We start from the raw sequence: 17,257 nt of genomic DNA, 5'->3' as shown, positions 1-17,257 counted from the left end.
GATTATAAATATTGACTATTTGCTTTTTAAAGTTTTCTTCATAATGTTTTCTAGACATTCTATTCTCCTCCTATAATAATTATATCATGTTCGGAAAAGAATTGTCCTATTTAGTATAGCCTATCCAAATTAACTATGGACATACCACTAAATCCATTATCAACAAGATAATTCATAACATTCATAACCGTTTGATCCATTTTTAGAGAATTAGCCTTGCTAGGATTTAACATTATGACTGCTGCGGTATTTTTACCTTCACTCCATTGTTTTTTTAACAGGTATCGATATGTATGTTGTCCATCTTTTAAAAATTTCACTTCTGTATTTATTTGCTTCTGGTCTGTCTCAATCATATTCTTAACTTCAACTATATCTTTAATTGTTTTCACACCCTTTTCACTTGTTCTCGCCTTAAACATTATCCTATTGATAATTATCGTTTAGAATAAACTCATTTCGATATCAGAAGCACGAAATTTTGATAAAAATATTTTCCCCCGATCATCAACATCTTTAAATTTAATACCCAACTCATTAAGATATGCTGCCTGACTTCTGAGAAATATTGTATATTCAGTTTCATACTTTATTACATTCTGCTTAGTATCATTTATATAACCATCTTTTCTTAAACTAAGAGCCGTTATACCATTAGGTTGTGTATGATTGCCTACTACACGGGAGTCCATCACTCCAAAATCATTTGGAAACAGGAACCGCATAAATGTTGTTGCTGTAGGTATTCTAACTCCTCCAATTCGGAAAAGTGACATATCCTTTTTCTCATATGCATTCATTAACTGATTTACCGTGTCAGCATTCCACTTAGCCAAGACATTGTCCATCTTTAATTTAGCACGCCCACCTTGACTTGTCATTTTCCAGTATACAATTGCTGAAGATATTTGCTTCAAATTTATTATATGATTATCTGTAAGATTATTGGAGATAAATGCAGCATAGCAATCTTGAAATACTTCTTGTACAATACTTTCAAATCTTCTAATATTTATACCATTAGGATTTCCATTTGGTACTTCTCTTGCAAATATTCCAATAAACTTTCCTACATTATATATGTTACCTGTTTTCACAATTTCTAATTTACAGTCTGGCGAATTATAGTCGTACTTCTGTCTCAACATTACATATTTATCAGACGTCATCAATAAAGGTTTATTGTTTATCTGAGACATCATCTTTCACTCCTCAACCAGTATTTTACTTGTTAAGTATTAACAGAAAAAATCATTTATTCTTGGTTAATAGACTATCTTTCTGAATCTTTATCTTTTCTCTATCAAAAATTATCTCTGGAACCTCTTCTATCAAATAGTCTTTTCCAACTGGAATGGGGTTATATTTAATGTTAATTAAACATTGAGGATATAATACTATATCAGTTTGAGTAATGTTCTCTTGTTCAATCCATTGTATCCTATTTCGATTTTTCTTCATATAATTCATTAATTTACTCTTTAGTTGACTAATTTTATATTCATTCTTATCATATATAATATAAATTCTAGTTTTATTAATAATTGATTGTAATGCTGAAATAACTTCATCATTTAACATCTTCGATAATTCTCCTGATGATATTACAACTTCAGATGGTTTAATATTTTTTAATGAAGTTAGAATATCGAAATACTCATTCTCTAATAAATATCTATCCGTAAAATAGTATTCTTCTATCTCTTCCTTACTTTTATTATCTAAAGTAGTATTATTCGATAAAACCTGCACTAATTTTTCAGTGTTTTCCTTTTTTTCACCATCTATACTAACTTGTATGTCTAAATATTTGCCACAATTAAAAGGAGGAACTAAAAAACTTCTTGCACCAGTGCAGTCATAAATTTGTCTTGCAAGAGTATTTCCATATATATTCTCTGGGTCATTTTCACATTCAAATAATAAATCATTATCTCTAATATTCTTATATATAAATGCTCTTTCTTCAATATAACATAATTTTTCATATTCTTTCCCAATTATCTGGTAAATTTCATTTCTGATACTATTATGTTGTTCTTTAACTTCGTAGTCTTCCTGTCTCTTTTGGTAATATTCATCAAAATCACTAAAATGGTTTGTAATAAATTCATCAGTAATTTTAATTTTTTCGTCTAAACAAGGACACATATAATCAGGTTTTTTATATGTACGATCTAAATCCTTGATTTCACCAGTAATAGCATTTATATAAATCCTATTTAATTCCTCTTTTTCAATAACAGTCCTTTTTAATTTATTCAATGATTCCTTTCCTTTAGGTGTTAAAGTAATTATGTTACTCTTGATGTATAATAAGTCGCTCCCTGACATCTCACCTACTACATCATTTAAAATTTCTTCTTCTACACCAGTCAATTCTGAAATATTATGTATTTCATTATATTTACAGTCAACTAACTTCAGTATTATTTCATAAAAAAAGGGTAATGGTTGTTCTTTTCTAACCAATGTCTTAAGTCCTATTTCTTTATACGGTATATATAACTTTATCGATTTAATAAAGTTATAGCCACTTTTTATAGGAGGAATTAATCTATTTAAATCATAAGCAATATTCCACATATTTAAACCTCCCTATTTCCGTCTGCATTTAAAGAAAGATAATCAATGATCCTGCAATGTTCCGGATTTTCCTTTATATATTTTATTATTAATGGAAACTTGTTGTCATTAATGCTTGTATCACTTAAAAACTCAGCATCTCCAATTATTATTAAAAGTCTTTTCGCTCTTGAAAATGCAACATTTAATCTTTCTTCGGATTTTAGAAATCCAATATTTTTGTGTTTATCACTGCTTCTGACAGTAGAATAAATTATTATATCCTTTTGACCGCCCTGAAAAGCATCAACTGAATTCACTACTACATTACTATTTATGTTATCATAGGTATTTTGCTGTATTTCATTACGAATTAAATTCTTTTGCCCACTGTATGGTGTAATAACCCCTACATCATACTCAGAACTATCTATACTGTTATTTATAAGTTTTAATTGTTCTTTTACAATATTTGCCTCTAGCATATTCCTATACGTAGTTGAAATATTCTCCTCAAATCTATCTGGTGACTTTGAGGTATCTAGCCAAACAATGGCTAAGTCCATATACTTCTTGATATTATGCTTTCTATCTTTTATTGAAACTCCATTTAAAATTTGATTATCATAAAAAAGTTGACTTATCATTGTTCCAATAGTGGGGTGCATTCTATATTGTGTATTTAACACTTGCTTATTTTCACTAGGAAGATGTTCAAATAGTTTCATAAATATACTATTATATAATGTATTAAAATCTAAGTTGCTCTCAATAAATGTTTGCTTACTATTCTTTATTAGTTCTTCGTCCAATACTGGTGGAAGTTGCCTATGATCGCCAACCATTATAATTTTTTTTGCTCTAATGATGGATATTAATAATTCTGGAAATGTTGCTTTTGCTGCTTCATCGATTATTACATAGTCAAATACCATATCATTTATTACATAATTGGATATAACACCTGTACAAGTTCCTGAAACAATCTCAGCATTTTTTATAAAGTGCTGCTGAATATCCATTCTACCAACAATTCTATTTACCCAATCTTTTTGTATTTGAAGAGATTTAAAGTCCTTTGTCTCTAATAGTTCTTTATACTTTTCTTCGAAATATGTTATAAAAGACATAGCACTTTCATATAATTTTTCATCTTCTCCCTTAGAAAACTTAGTTTCCATAATCGCTTCACAATACTTATCGAACTCTTCCTTATCAATTTCTAAAGATGATAACAAATTTTTTGCAAAATTATTACTACCGTCAATAATTCTATTAACCCATCTTGATTGTGCATAATCTACGGCATATTTCTCCCTAACAGTATCTGATAAATTTTCATCTCTTCCTATTCTAATAACTTTTATATTATCACTAGAAGTTTGATCTAAATCTTCAAGCATCTTGTCCACAGCAGCGTGTGCTTGAGATACTAGCAAAATTTTCTGTTTAAATATTTGCCCTTGGTTGTTCATTTCAAGTATTTGTCTTAAAATCTCAATTATTACATTAGTTTTTCCTGTACCCGGTGGCCCTTGTATTAGTGATATATCTTGAGAATTTAACGCTTTAGTAACTGCTTTTTTCTGCGTTCCATCTAGTAATTCGTTAAAATAAACTCTTCCTGTAGGTGCATTAAAAAAACTTGCTGATTGTATGCCAGAAAAGATGCTTTTTAAATTTGAGGGACTTACATAGTCTTCATTATTAAAAGAATTTAAGGCCTTTTTTTCTCTATTAATCAAAGAAAGATTTCTTCTATAATCTTCACATATAACTCCAATTTTAGGTAACTTTGACTTCAACCCCGTATTTATATTATTTAGTTTTAAATAGAATTTTTCATTATCAATATAAATACTCTTTAGATTTCCTATCTCAACAACCTTATTTCTTTTGCCCTTCGTATTTTCATATATAAATGTAATTTCATCCTTATTTTCATCAAGTAAATAATAATCCTGTTCATTAATAGAAAAAACACAAACATTATCTTCTATTTTAAATGAATCATAGTTTACTCTAATAACATTCTTCTTATATTCTATTTCCATTATATCTAGTAATTTATGCCACGCGAAAAACTTCTTCGTGTATTCGTTATTGACATTAGAAGAAGATAAGAAGTCCTTTTTGCTATCTTTAGTACTAATTGTTAATTCAAAATTATTATTAGAAGGTATTCTTTTTCCACCCAAAATAAACTTAACATCCCCATTAACATACATTGCTTTTCTCTTAATTTGCTCTCTTTTATAAGGTTGTAACTTATCTACTTTAGTAATACGGAATATCTGGTTCTTATCATCATAATAACACTCAAAATAATAGTGAATACCATAAAGCGTATATAACTCCTCTATTTTATCTTCTTCATCATCATTTTCAATAAATATATAGGCTTCCAAAAAATCTTCATTAATGTAATTTTCTATTATATCAGCAAAATTATCACTATTAGGAACTAAAGAAAGATTTCTCATATGTACTATTTTACCTGAATCAATTGAAAAGATATAAGTTCTATTTTGCTTAGTAAATCTATTAAATAACTTTTTTAATTCCTTTCTAACTTCAAAAATATTATCGTATCTATCCTCAGGCGATAACTTTACCATTTTTTTGATTATTTCTTTAAATTCAATATCAATTCCACCAGTCTTTTCTAACTTTGTTTCAAACTCATTTGCTATTGGTGGCTCTTCTCCCGTAAATATAAAATATAATACTGCTCCTAATGAATATATATCACTCTTTTCTGTAGCATTCTCACTATGAGTATGAACTTCTGGGGCAGCATATTTATTGGTGGCAAACTGAAATAAAGTATCAGAGTTTACCATATCTTTTATTTTACTAATTCCAAAATCAATTAATTTAACTTGTTTATCTGGAGTAATCATTATGTTCTTAGGATTTATATCTCTATGTATTATATTATTTTCGTGTGCTGTCTGAATAGCACTTATCAATTGCTCTATAATTTTGACTTTTTCAATAGTATTTAATTCTAGGACATCAATTTTTTGCAGTTGTTCCCCTTCAATATACTCTAGAAATACTCGTCCGCATTTTCCATAATTATCATCATTATGAATATCATAATGTTCTAATCTGACGATATTACTACACGTTCTTAATTTAGTTAATGCCCCTACTTCTCTTTCAAAAATAACATTATGTAAAGGAGTATTAATTCCCTTAATTATTTTCATAGCATAATGTTTCTCTGTGGATATATCTTTAATCTCAGATACCTCTGAATAACTGTTATTTCCTGGCTTTAATATTCTTACAACTTCATATTTGCTTAGTACCATCCTACCCAACCCCTCCTTACTTCTTTTTTGCATTCATTCATACATCTTGTTCTAATAAAATGAAGAATTAATACCGACCAATACAACATAGTGATATCATAGTTATACTTTTATACTTGGTATCGACAAATCTATTACTATAATTATATATGATATTGTAAATTCTTGCCACAAAAAATAGAAGACTGACTAATATTAATCATCGTCTTCTATTTGATCTAAAATAATATTGGATTTCTTTCTAGCGGATGAGTGTTCATTTACAAAAATAAAATGCACTAGATTATTTCCAAGTCTGACGCTTTGTTTCATTAATTTTACTCTCTAATTTCTCTTAACATAATTTTTTCTCAGTAAATTCTCTAATGACTTCTTGAAACCTAAATATATCCAAGATATCATAGTTTTTCAGTGATATATTAATTCCATACTCTGGAGCACTTTTTTGCCCGGGTTTATCATAGTTTCTATCAACAAATACTTCATTAGGTTTTTCCCATACCCCTGATGGAATTATAAACATATCAGGACTCTTTCCATTTTCAAATAACAATAATGTAAGGTACAAATTTTTATTACTTATATCAAACTTGCTCTTTTGAACAAAAACATACCCTTTATTTCTTAAAGATTTTACTTGTATTTCACAAAAACGACCATTTTTATCTTTTACAATAAAATCTACTCCGTGATCATCTACCTCAGATGAATATATCTCTAGACCATAAGAAGCAAATTCCATTTTTGCATAATATTCAGCATATCGCCCTAATTGCAATGTGTTTAATAAAGACCAATCAGTATTTGGCATATATCTCCCTCCATTATAAAATCTAAACTTCTAGCCCTAGGAATATTACATCTATAATTGTTATAAAAAGAAATTCTGCAAACTTTCGTCGATTTCCTCTTGTGATAATCCAATATACCTTTTAGTTACCTCCTGAGAACTATGGTTGAAAATCTGCATTAATTTTGCAATATCTTTTGTTTGTTGATAGTAAAAATAGCCAAATGATTTTCTAAACGAATGCATTCCAAAGTTCTCTATTCCTAATTTCTCTGCTACATTTTTAATATACCTATAGGCCTGTACTCTAGTAATATGTGATTTTACCCCATTCGCATTTTTTTGCCTGCTTGGAAATAAGTAATTTTCTTCTTGCATTCCAACAATGTAACTATTAATTTCCTGCCTTAACTGTTCATTGATTGGGAACAACTTTGTTTTATTTGTCTTTTCTTCTCTAATAACAATATGAGTTTTATTTTTTACATCTGAAACTTTTAGAGAAATTATGTCTCCAATACGCATTCCTGTGTTAAATGCCATAATACAAAGCATATAATACTTATAATTGCGCTTCAGCAGTTCTCTTTTGAGTTCAATAATCTTATCCATATCTTTTATTGGCTGAACTAATTCTATGGTAAACACTCCCTCCAGAAATTTTTTCTAGTCTCATTATATCACGCTTACTGTTATAAGGCAGCCCAATATGTTACACTAATAAGACATAAATTATGACATTATTAAAGGGATGTTTATTTTTCAAGGCTTTCAGCCATTTTATGAGATTAACTCTTTTTTAATTGTGTTACACTCGAATAGAAAATTATTTAAATACAAAAGTCAGGATTATCACCTGACTCTTATAAATTTTATCAAATGGAAGGGTATCTACTTCTTAGTAAACAACTTCAGGTTGAATATGAAATTCTTTTTCATTACCTTGAACTTTTAAATAACTTGGCCAAACATAAAACTTCCAGTGTTTACCTTCTCTTGGGTTCTCAAGTATCATCTCTGGTTCCATTAACCTTCTAAGATCTTTAAAGTTAATATAATATACTTTTCCTCCTTCTAACCGAACTGCAAGTATCGAAATGTCTGAATCATCTAGAAGTTCGACTTGTTTAGTTGTGAGATCAAACCAGCCTTTACCTTGAGAATGCAACTTTGAAGATGGAGTACAAAGAACTAATTTCTTGTTATTGCTCACTCCTTCAAACATAATTCGTTTACCTTTAATGGTTGTTAGCGAGCAATTATAATTTTCTCTGATTGTTTTGAGCACAATTTGCAAATTTGGAATCGACATCCTTTCTCCCCCTTATAAATGATATTTTCTTTATAATACCATATTATGGTGTAATCTGTTTTAGCAATTCTATGGCTAACAACTGCTGCTAATCAATAGCGATAAAACTGTGTTAACTACATTGAAACTTCTATCATTAACAGATGTTTTATTACTAAATAACACTCCATAAATTATGTCTTCAAATAATACTGCAATTTCCTCTTAAACTATGTTGATATTTTGTATTAATCATCTCTTGATCCTCGGGTAAAAGCGGACAACGGCAGCATAATTTATATTATGTTGAGGATATTAAATGAAATATATTTTTCTAGTACCCCTAGGCTATAGTAAAAGAAATGGAGATTACTCTCCACTCTCTTTCCCAATTTTTTCCTCATACCATTCTCTTAATTCTTGTTTTTTCTTTTGATAATTTTCCACACTACCATAAACAAGAGTTAGATAATTACAAATTAATGTATTCAAACCTTCTGATGTTATGCTATCATTAATATTCTCAAAAAAATGAAGTATTCTTTTTGAAAACTCTTGAATATTAATAATAAATAAAAGAGTATTGCACTGATGGATTAAAAAATTCCTATCAATACCGCTAATTTTTTCATATAAAGAAGGTATCTCTTTGTAATAGATAAAATAAGCGAAAGACCTTCCTTTTACAAAACCAACCTTATATCCATTTTCGGTTATAACAAACTCTTCTTCTTTAATTAGAGTTGCTGCAAAGTCAAACTCATAACCTGTTAAAGGTTCTCCCATTGGGTAATCATTAATATATTTATCAAGCATTTCTAATGTTTCCACACCATTTTGAGCATTTTTTATACGTTCTTTTAAAATTTGCATTTTTATTCCTCCCTTTTATATTTAGCAGTGTTACTTATAAGATCGCACATAGTTGCAACTTTCACCTAATAAAACAATAAACTATAAATTTTTTAAAAAATATCTTTGAACTTAATTGAAGTTTCAGTTTATAAAAGAAATAAAGGCCGTTATTCTTTATAATATAATTATATCGAAAGGCTTAAAAGGCTGTAAACTATTACTATTAAAGTTTATTTCCGTAATTTCGTAGATAAAAATTGCTAACACATCACCATCACTGAGTTTGAGACCACTTTTTAAAAGCAAAATTTTTTATTCGAATCATTCCAAATTTACCATTTTCTAACTCATTTCCTGTTATGTATCTCTTCTTTTATGCAAAAAAGGATGAAAAAGATGAAAAAGTTACATTACAGTTTCATCTTTTTTGTCTATGGAAACTTTTTTATAAACAAAAATTGAATTTGTCAAGCATTTTTTATAAATTTAATCACAATTTTCAAAATAAAAAAACAGATAGTTTGGAATGCATTAAATCATTATCTAACGAATTCCAAATTACCTGTTCACTTAATTTCTATTAAACTTATATTATAAAACCTTCAAAATTAAATTACTCTTAACAAATATTATTGATGTATATTATCTTTTAATACCTTTAAGATATTTTCTCTAAATGACTTAAATGATTCCCCTTTCATACCATAATACATAAAGTGTCTACAAGCCATAATACTCGCAATCTTTCCATTTTGATATTTAAATCTATATAACGGTAGTTGCTTTTCTATATCTTCAATAGTTTTATCTAAGCAAATAGATTTTGAGGGTATAGCACCTCTTTCAGTTAATATTTCATCAAAATATTCAACAGTTCTCTTTCCGTGAAGAATAATTAATCGAGGCTTAATTTCCATAAGTAACTCATAGAACACTTCTTTACCTCGCTCAATTATAAAGTCAGGTTCTTTTTTTAATAATTTTAGGCTTTCTGTTGGATAAGGGATAACTTCTGTCTCAGCAATTGCTTCACAAGTATTACTTGAGAGCCAATTAAGAAAAGATTTCATACCAGTACGAGTTCGAGAAACTTCTTGTTTACCTTTTTTTACTCTGTACATCTTATAAAACTCAATAAATCTTTCATAATTCATAAGTAAATCTACATATGTATCCAAATCCATATCTAATGGATAAATCGGAGTCGCAGGATTGGTGCCTACAAAGAAAATATCAACTTTAGATAATTCACCTTTACAGATGATTGGCCTATAATATGCCTTATTATCAGCAGGAGCCTCACACATTTTCTTAATATCTTGTTTAGATAGCATATAATTCACCTTCTTTTACCCTTACTTTTAGATACTGCAATCACCTAAACTCACTCATAATAATCTTCTCTATGCTACTACAAAACCTATTCCAATTTCTTGGGAAAGAATTGGAACCACTACTTTCAAATTCCCCATCTGCGGTTTTAATAATAATTGACCAACTTGTCCCATCTAAAACAGAAGCAAAGTATTCCTTCTCCCATTTTAAAATACGGATACTTTCTAATTCCGAACGAAACTTTTCAATTTCAGTATTTTCTATCACAACTTCTCTATCATTAATAATCTCATAACCATCTTCAAGTTTTTTATAAGTTGCAGTATTGTTTTCTAAGTCTATTGACACTTGATAAGAACTTCCAAAATAACCTCCTACAAATGCCTCAATGGATAGAATATTGTTTTTACAATTTAGGTACACTTTCCCATCCTCTATTATAAACAGATCAGGATATTTTCTAATTCGAGCACTTACCTGATTTTTAGGTATAGGTTTCTTATCTTTTCTTTCATATAGACCATATTCATTAACTCTTAAAGTTATTTCTTCAACTGTAGTAGAACCGTATTCATTTATAACTCTTTTGATTGCTTCGTGTAAAGTTATATCATCTATACATTCTGATCTTTTTACAGAGGTCATACCCATCTCTCCTTGTTATTCCTCACACTCTTCAAATCTATTTACTAACATCCCATTAACTTCAACCTGTTCTAAAAACATATCAAGTGGTCTTACCCAGATACCCTTTTCGCCATATAATGCTTGGTAAACAACAAGTTCTTCTAATGTTTCTGAATGTCTTGCAATATGCAAAACAAGATACTCCTTTCCTTTAAAATGCCTATATTTCTTTCCGATTGTTAAATTACGATTATTCATCTTTCTATCTTTTGTAAAAACTACTGAATTATTATCTTTCATTGTAAAAACTCCCCTAAAATTAAAATAGCCTTAGATTATTCTATAACCATTGTGATTTCAATATCACTATTGCACTTTTGACATCTTCCCTTATTCTTAGAAGTAATCTTTATCTTTTCAACTGTTTTACATTTAGGACACTCATATTCGATTACTTTACCTATATTTTGTTCAAGTACTATTTCAGGATTTTTCTTTAGATAATTTTCTAAATCCTTTAAATTATTAAAACTAGGCAAAACTCTTCCCCCTTCCCAACATTAATATATCTTTAATATTTCTATTGAAACATTCTTAGTGAATTCCTTAGTTTTTTCTACATCATATGCATAATCTGCACTCATCTTTTTTCTTAATGTATCTGGCAAGTATCTCTGATATTTAGATAGTGAAATGTCCGGTACACGATTGATTAGTTCATCATAAATGCAATTAAAATAATCCTCATCATTTTTCATATTGTGAATTTCATCTAAGATTTCTTTATCTGTTGGTCTAAAATCTTTATCTACCACAACTAACTTAAATCCACTCCACGTAATACTTTTTATATCAATCATTTTATTTATTAAACTTAAAGCAGTAGCCAGTGTATAATTCACACGGTTTCCTGCGTAGGTATGAAAGTGATATCCATCTTTAATCTCCTCGATAATCACTTTCCCAATTTTAAGCCCGAAAGCCTTCTCTTCATATCTAATTTCATTTAGTACATTTTTTTCATAACCATTTAGAAAAGAATAATCTTCATCAGTGCTTAATACTTTGAGTATTTCTTGGGATAACTCATAAGAATAAAAGCCTTCTCCACTCATCCACCTTGGAGGCAATGCTGTTTTTGTTTCTACTACGTGTATTATTGATTTATCATAATCTATCTTATCTGTCTGCCAATATTTACCCGCTAAAATAAATTGAAAGTTATCTCCCAATGCATTAACAAACCATCTTTCTAATGTACCTATGCTTCTGTTTCTATACTTAACTGTAAATTCCTTATTAGTTTCAAAGGCAGAATATAATGTCATAAAGTTTTGTCTTCCGAAACTTTTTTCGGTTTGAGTATCTACATATATATTATTTTTTTCCATTTGTATAAATTTCTTATCTATCATATATCCTAGAAGATCTTCATATTCTTCTCTACTAATTCCTGAAAATGAATAAGTTCCTTTTAGCACTTCAAAAACTTTATCTTTATTGATACCAAATTCTGCAAGAGACATAGTTAATATTTGATGAAACATTAAATCATATGATATCTTACTAACGTATACATTTTCAACAAACCCTTTAATTGCAAGATTCAATATAGCGATTGCTAAGATAAATTTATTAGATTTCGTCGGGAAAAATACATAATGAGCAATTGTACCTTTTCTTCTACCTGTTCTTCCCATACGTTGTAAAAAAGATGAGACTGTATTAGGAGAATCAAGTTGTAAAACAATATCTAAATCTCCAATATCAATTCCCAACTCTAATGTACTAGTAGCAATAATACAAGTATTATTGCCAATCTTAAATCTCTCCTCTGCCTTTTCCCTAAATCTTTTATCTACTGATGAATGGTGAACAAAAGTTTCTATGCCATAATCTTCGATAGATTTTTTTAATCCTTCTGCTGCACTTCTACTATTAGAAAAAAATAGAGCCTTCTTTCCATAAATTCTTTTACATACTTCAGCACCGAAGTCTTCATTTTTCTTGTTAAGTTTTATCTCAATAAGTTTTTGACTATTTTGTCTAGGTGGATCTATTATAGTCAACTCTCTATTGCTACTTCCTTGCATCCATTGACCAATAGTTCTAGGGTTACCTACAGTTGCAGAAAGACCAATTCTTTGAATATCATATTGTGAATAATCCTGTATTCTTTCTATAAGTGCCATTAGATGAACTCCTCTTTCACTATCTGCAAAAGAATGAATTTCATCAACCACAACAAATCTAATATTCTTAAAAAAATTATTCTTATCTATTTTTTTATTCATTAGAATTACCTCTAATGATTCTGGTGTAATCATAAGTATATTAGGTGGTTGTTTAAATGACTTAATCTTTTCACTGGATTCAACATCTCCGTGCCACTTAAAGACACTTCCATATACAAAAGAAGAAAGATTCTTAAGCCTTTCTTCCTGATTATTAAGTAATGCCTTTATTGGAGATACATAAATCACTGATGTTCCTATTATATCCTCTATATGGATAGTATGTAGAATAGGAAAAAATGCTGCTTCAGTCTTTCCGCCTGCAGTAGGTGCAAGAATTATTGAATTTTTCCCATTTATTATTTCAGGAATAGTCATTTCTTGAACTGGTGTTAACTCTCTCCAACCAAGTTTGTTTATAATCTTTTCTTTTATAGGTTCACAAAGCATATGAAAATTTGACATATTAACCACCTAAAAGTTAACAATATGTGCAGCAGTATTCTCAACTGTTTCTGCCATTGTTCTAATTTCATCATTAAATACGAACTGCTCTACTGGTACATAATTGTCATACATTTGGCTCTTATCAAGTATATCTACTAATGTTCTTAAAAAACCTCTTGGTCCAATACTTATTTCTCCACCAAAACCCGTAGCCATATCATCAATTAGTTTTTCTATAAAAGAATCACTGACTTTTTCATTTGGAGTCCAAGAATATACCTCACCGTGAATACTCCTAACTTTTTTTGCAACCTCATTTAATTTCTTCTTATTAAGCCCCTCTAAAAACATTACAGGCTGCCTTAAGTTTTTAAATGTTTTATCTCTTTTTACTTTAACTCTTTGATACAAAGGTTCTAATGATTTAAATCCCTTTTCACTCTCCATTAAATCAGTGGTTCCTGTATATAAGAAAAAGCAATTTGGAAAGTTATTCTTGTCTGCCTCATCGATAAAGAACCTAAGATTCTCATATGCAGCATTACGCATATCTGCTCTCACTAGTTTCTGCACTGTTTCTACCTCATCAAGTAAAATTACTAATCCTTGATATCCCGCAGATTTTATCATATGAAGTAATGCCTTGAAAAATTCAAATGAGTTTTCTCTAGTTACCGAACCTGCTACATTTAAGCCTTTTTTAATCTCTGGTCTTACATTTTCACCTTTAAGCCACGCAATTGCCCCTTGAGATAGAATTTGATTTCCTTCATATTTTGCTTTATAAAACCCCCTAATTGCATTAGCAAAAGAAGCAGCAATAGAACCAACTATCTGTAGTTCCTCATTAATTCTTTTGTACATTTCTTGTGAAAATCTTTCCATATCCTCTTCAGGATCTATTCCTTCTATCTCAATTATCTTGTCTTCTATGTTTAGAAGCCATTCTTCAAGGATAAGAGTAAATGCAGGAATCTTTTTATTATCTGGTATTCTCATACCGTCCATAATTTTTCGGTAAAGTTCTTCAAACTTATGAAGTGGGGCTTCTTGTGATATAACTACTGAAGAAACCACAAACCCTTTATCATATGCCTTCTCTCTCGCTGCTGTACTAAAAAAAGTTTTACCAGAACCATAATCTCCAATAACAAATTTAAATGAAGATTTACCTTTTTGTACATTATCAAGTTGTATATCAATTTCTAATAATTCCTCATCTATACCAACTGCAATATTCTCTGTCCCTTCTGCTGGAACTGTACCATTCCTCAGAGCGTCGATAATATCTTTTAGAAGTTCATTCTTCATAGTATCTCCTCCAATCTATCGTGATTAAACTTATACATAATTAAATCACCCATAGCAGATTCTTCAATGATATCTAGTCCGTCTTTTTGTAGTTTTTTAATAAGTCTTCTTACTATTGCACTTACTAATCCTGCGGATCCTGTTTTGTTTTTTAATATCTTCTCAATATCCCTATTACTTATAGTTTGATTTTTAAATCCATATAATGAAGTAAGTATAATTCTTTCCTTTTCACTTAATTTGAATTTTAACTTTAATTTGGTATCTTGATCTAATTGCAATATCTCTGAATATGTAGATGATAAAGAATTTTCCCCAATAAAGATAGAATCCTTCTTTGTTACTTTTGCCTCTGCAATTATAAATGGAACAATTACTTCCTCAATGCTTGCACCACCGTGACTGTAAAAATCCTTTTCACCACCACCTACAAAATATCCTTTATTATCGTACGACAATGCAATACTATCTTTGATATTTATACATCTACCTAAATAAGGTTCTCCATTGGTTTTTAAATATCTTGATTTAACGCTTACTATTCCTTCTTGGTCCTTCATATTAATATTTTCATCAACACGCATTAATCCGTGGTCCGAAGCAATTACAATATTTGAATCTTCAGTAATCATTTTTAATAGTTCTGTTATACTATTTTCAAAAACCTTTTTCTGTTTATCGTAGAATATATAGAAATCTTCTGTTGCTTTGTGTCCGTCATTATCGAACATATTAAATATTAATATATTTATCTTTTTATCTTGTAATATTATCTCTTTTAACTGTTCCTCTTTTTTTACACTTTCTGGCTTAGTAAGGAAAGTGGTATCATTCTTATTTTCCTTTAGAATACTTGAATATATAGCCTCTCTTGAAATTGAAGTAATAGTTGGTAGAAGTGCAAAAGAACTCCTGTATTTTGTATTTCTAACTGTAAATACTTTTTCAAAGTAAGGTCTAACAATATATTCCCAAGCATCATATCTCATACCATCAAAAATAATAATATATGTCTTCTGGGAATCTAAATTGAGTATATTAGGAATATCGCTATTTAACAAAGGCCTTGATACCCCGTAAGGACTATTGATCCAATAATCATAATCTTTTTCTAGAAATCTTGCAAAATTCTCCCTATACCTATTTAATATATTACTCACGCGTTTATCGACCAAAACGTATCTATGCTCATCTATTAAGTTTTGTTTATCTAAATATCTCAATTCTGATAATTTATATTGCAAATCATAAAGATAATTCTTATAAAAAGACTCCCATTCACTATAACTACTTATGCTGTCGGCAAAATATATTTGTTTTTCAGCATATTCCACTCTACTAAAGAAATTGATTATTAAATCATATAAATCTGTTAATTTACTAATATTTTCAGTCTTATAATTAACATTTTCTTTAATTAATACATTTAGTTCATAAAGGTTATCTAAATTATACTTAAATACCTTCTTTAGCCCTTCCAAATTATAGTCCTTAAGCACGGCTTTTATACTCTCAAGAACATTAATTAGAGAACCAGTTCCCTCTCTAAGTATTTCCTTATAACTATGTTCACTTGAGAGAATATCTATTTTTGCATTTAGTATTAATTTTTCAGCCCAATCCTTCTTTTGTATATAATATTTTTTATCTTTTTTACCTATAAGATTTGCAAACTCCACCAATTTATCTAAGTGTTCAGTAAAGGCATTCAGTTTTTCGTACTCATCCTCTAGAACAATTTTTAAATTTTCATCAGAAAGTCTATCAAAACTATCCAATCCGCAGCATACCCATAGGAAACGCTCAAATTCTTCAAATAAATTCATTTCTATTACATTCGATAAAATTGAGCCATATTCTAAAAATATCTTTCGAATCAAGCCTTTTACATCAGTCCTAAATTTTAAGTTTCCAATTCCACCATATAAATCTCTTATATCTCTATAATATAAATAACAATCTGCCTCATCATTTATATGAACAGCATCTAACTCAAGTAATGAAGATAACATCACTTTATCGGTCTCGAGTTTCTCTATATTTCTTTTTCTAATAAGTTTTCGATAGTAAATTAATTCATTGAACTTTTTCTTAATATCTATACTACCAAACTCGTTAACTTCTTCATTCCATTTAAGATCTTCTTCAACACACTCAAGTAGTGACTGCATAGTGATTTCTTTTACTGTTCCGCCTTCAGATCGTTTGATGAAATCTAATAATTTATTTTGTATATCTTCATTTTTTAAGATTATTATATAATAATTTCCTCTGTTTTCTTTTATATCTTCATATAGAGCCCTAAATACAACATTTTCGTTTGCAAAAATGACTTTATAAGGATATAGATATAACTCTATATCCTTAATATCATCCAATAGTTTGTTCTTATCTTGGAGCACCAACAGATGGCTTTCTAAGTTAGTCATCTTTTCTAAATATTTCTGAAGATAATATCTATACATTTCACCCATTATAATCA

At 29.0% G+C, this 17,257-nt stretch carries 15 protein-coding genes; all 15 read right to left on the bottom strand.

Features of this window, described 5'->3' with window-relative positions; translation table 11 throughout:
* Window positions 1–110: 110 nt before the first annotated feature.
* Window positions 111–392 carry a DUF1643 domain-containing protein gene (locus FYJ83_RS20285; RefSeq protein ID WP_195837980.1) on the bottom strand — a complete coding sequence of 94 codons (282 nt, stop codon included), beginning with the start codon at window positions 390–392 and terminating at the stop codon, window positions 111–113.
* A 51-nt stretch (window positions 393–443) separates the two neighbouring features.
* Complete coding sequence (locus tag FYJ83_RS10510) at window positions 444–1,199, bottom strand: hypothetical protein (protein ID WP_195837979.1); 756 nt, start codon at window positions 1,197–1,199, stop codon at window positions 444–446.
* Window positions 1,200–1,251: 52 nt separating this feature from the next.
* Entirely contained in the window at window positions 1,252–2,586 is a 1,335-nt protein-coding gene (locus FYJ83_RS10505) for a hypothetical protein (RefSeq protein WP_154440341.1), read from the bottom strand.
* A 2-nt stretch (window positions 2,587–2,588) separates the two neighbouring features.
* Window positions 2,589–5,885 carry a serine/threonine-protein kinase gene (locus FYJ83_RS10500; RefSeq protein ID WP_195837978.1) on the bottom strand — a complete coding sequence of 1,099 codons (3,297 nt, stop codon included), beginning with the start codon at window positions 5,883–5,885 and terminating at the stop codon, window positions 2,589–2,591.
* Between the two features lie 334 nt (window positions 5,886–6,219).
* The gene (locus FYJ83_RS10495) at window positions 6,220–6,696 is read right to left on the bottom strand and encodes a DUF4365 domain-containing protein (protein ID WP_195837977.1); all 477 of its coding nucleotides are present in this window, start codon (window positions 6,694–6,696) and stop codon (window positions 6,220–6,222) included.
* Between the two features lie 60 nt (window positions 6,697–6,756).
* Window positions 6,757–7,323: a site-specific integrase gene (locus FYJ83_RS10490; protein ID WP_216584934.1), complete on the bottom strand. Its 567-nt coding sequence runs from the start codon at window positions 7,321–7,323 to the stop codon at window positions 6,757–6,759.
* A 250-nt stretch (window positions 7,324–7,573) separates the two neighbouring features.
* A complete protein-coding gene (locus FYJ83_RS10485) occupies window positions 7,574–7,987 on the bottom strand; it encodes a hypothetical protein (protein ID WP_059031719.1) in 414 nt (137 codons plus the stop codon).
* A gap of 348 nt (window positions 7,988–8,335) precedes the next feature.
* Window positions 8,336–8,839: a hypothetical protein gene (locus tag FYJ83_RS10480; protein ID WP_154440337.1), complete on the bottom strand. Its 504-nt coding sequence runs from the start codon at window positions 8,837–8,839 to the stop codon at window positions 8,336–8,338.
* A 611-nt stretch (window positions 8,840–9,450) separates the two neighbouring features.
* Window positions 9,451–10,155, bottom strand: a complete 705-nt coding sequence (locus FYJ83_RS10475) for a hypothetical protein (protein WP_154440335.1) — start codon at window positions 10,153–10,155, stop codon at window positions 9,451–9,453.
* A 40-nt stretch (window positions 10,156–10,195) separates the two neighbouring features.
* A complete protein-coding gene (locus tag FYJ83_RS10470; protein WP_154440334.1) occupies window positions 10,196–10,801 on the bottom strand; it encodes a hypothetical protein in 606 nt (201 codons plus the stop codon).
* Between the two features lie 15 nt (window positions 10,802–10,816).
* On the bottom strand, window positions 10,817–11,083 hold the full coding sequence (locus tag FYJ83_RS10465) for a DUF1653 domain-containing protein (RefSeq protein ID WP_229768563.1): 267 nt from the start codon (window positions 11,081–11,083) through the stop codon (window positions 10,817–10,819).
* A 35-nt stretch (window positions 11,084–11,118) separates the two neighbouring features.
* On the bottom strand, window positions 11,119–11,322 hold the full coding sequence (locus FYJ83_RS10460) for a hypothetical protein (protein ID WP_078025145.1): 204 nt from the start codon (window positions 11,320–11,322) through the stop codon (window positions 11,119–11,121).
* Window positions 11,323–11,343: 21 nt separating this feature from the next.
* Window positions 11,344–13,482: a DEAD/DEAH box helicase gene (locus FYJ83_RS10455; protein WP_154440332.1), complete on the bottom strand. Its 2,139-nt coding sequence runs from the start codon at window positions 13,480–13,482 to the stop codon at window positions 11,344–11,346.
* Between the two features lie 9 nt (window positions 13,483–13,491).
* A complete protein-coding gene (gene brxD, locus FYJ83_RS10450; RefSeq protein ID WP_154440330.1) occupies window positions 13,492–14,775 on the bottom strand; it encodes a BREX system ATP-binding protein BrxD in 1,284 nt (427 codons plus the stop codon).
* Window positions 14,772–17,249, bottom strand: coding sequence for a PglZ domain-containing protein (locus FYJ83_RS10445; RefSeq protein ID WP_154440329.1), 2,478 nt, complete (start codon window positions 17,247–17,249; stop codon window positions 14,772–14,774). The genes brxD and FYJ83_RS10445 overlap by 4 nt, the downstream gene beginning before the upstream one ends.
* Window positions 17,250–17,257 lie beyond the last annotated feature (8 nt).

The sequence above is a fragment of the Tissierella pigra genome (assembly GCF_009695605.1).
In the GTDB taxonomy this organism is placed as follows: domain Bacteria; phylum Bacillota; class Clostridia; order Tissierellales; family Tissierellaceae; genus Tissierella; species Tissierella pigra.
Note: the sequence above shows the minus strand (reverse complement) of the source record. Positions and strands in the feature narration are given on the sequence as shown.

Bases quoted from the DNA above. Each gene is read 5' to 3' on its own strand.
- FYJ83_RS10485 (WP_059031719.1), bottom strand. From the start codon at position 7,987: ATGTCGATTCCAAATTTGCAAATTGTGCTCAAAACAATCAGAGAAAAT.
- FYJ83_RS10445 (WP_154440329.1), bottom strand. From the start codon at position 17,249: ATGGGTGAAATGTATAGATATTATCTTCAGAAATATTTAGAAAAGATG.
- FYJ83_RS10480 (WP_154440337.1), bottom strand. From the start codon at position 8,839: ATGCAAATTTTAAAAGAACGTATAAAAAATGCTCAAAATGGTGTGGAA.
- FYJ83_RS10475 (WP_154440335.1), bottom strand. From the start codon at position 10,155: ATGCTATCTAAACAAGATATTAAGAAAATGTGTGAGGCTCCTGCTGAT.
- FYJ83_RS10465 (WP_229768563.1), bottom strand. From the start codon at position 11,083: ATGAAAGATAATAATTCAGTAGTTTTTACAAAAGATAGAAAGATGAAT.
- FYJ83_RS10470 (WP_154440334.1), bottom strand. From the start codon at position 10,801: ATGACCTCTGTAAAAAGATCAGAATGTATAGATGATATAACTTTACAC.
- brxD (WP_154440330.1), bottom strand. From the start codon at position 14,775: ATGAAGAATGAACTTCTAAAAGATATTATCGACGCTCTGAGGAATGGT.
- FYJ83_RS10495 (WP_195837977.1), bottom strand. From the start codon at position 6,696: ATGCCAAATACTGATTGGTCTTTATTAAACACATTGCAATTAGGGCGA.
- FYJ83_RS10500 (WP_195837978.1), bottom strand. From the start codon at position 5,885: ATGGTACTAAGCAAATATGAAGTTGTAAGAATATTAAAGCCAGGAAAT.
- FYJ83_RS10505 (WP_154440341.1), bottom strand. From the start codon at position 2,586: ATGTGGAATATTGCTTATGATTTAAATAGATTAATTCCTCCTATAAAA.
- FYJ83_RS10510 (WP_195837979.1), bottom strand. From the start codon at position 1,199: ATGTCTCAGATAAACAATAAACCTTTATTGATGACGTCTGATAAATAT.
- FYJ83_RS10455 (WP_154440332.1), bottom strand. From the start codon at position 13,482: ATGTCAAATTTTCATATGCTTTGTGAACCTATAAAAGAAAAGATTATA.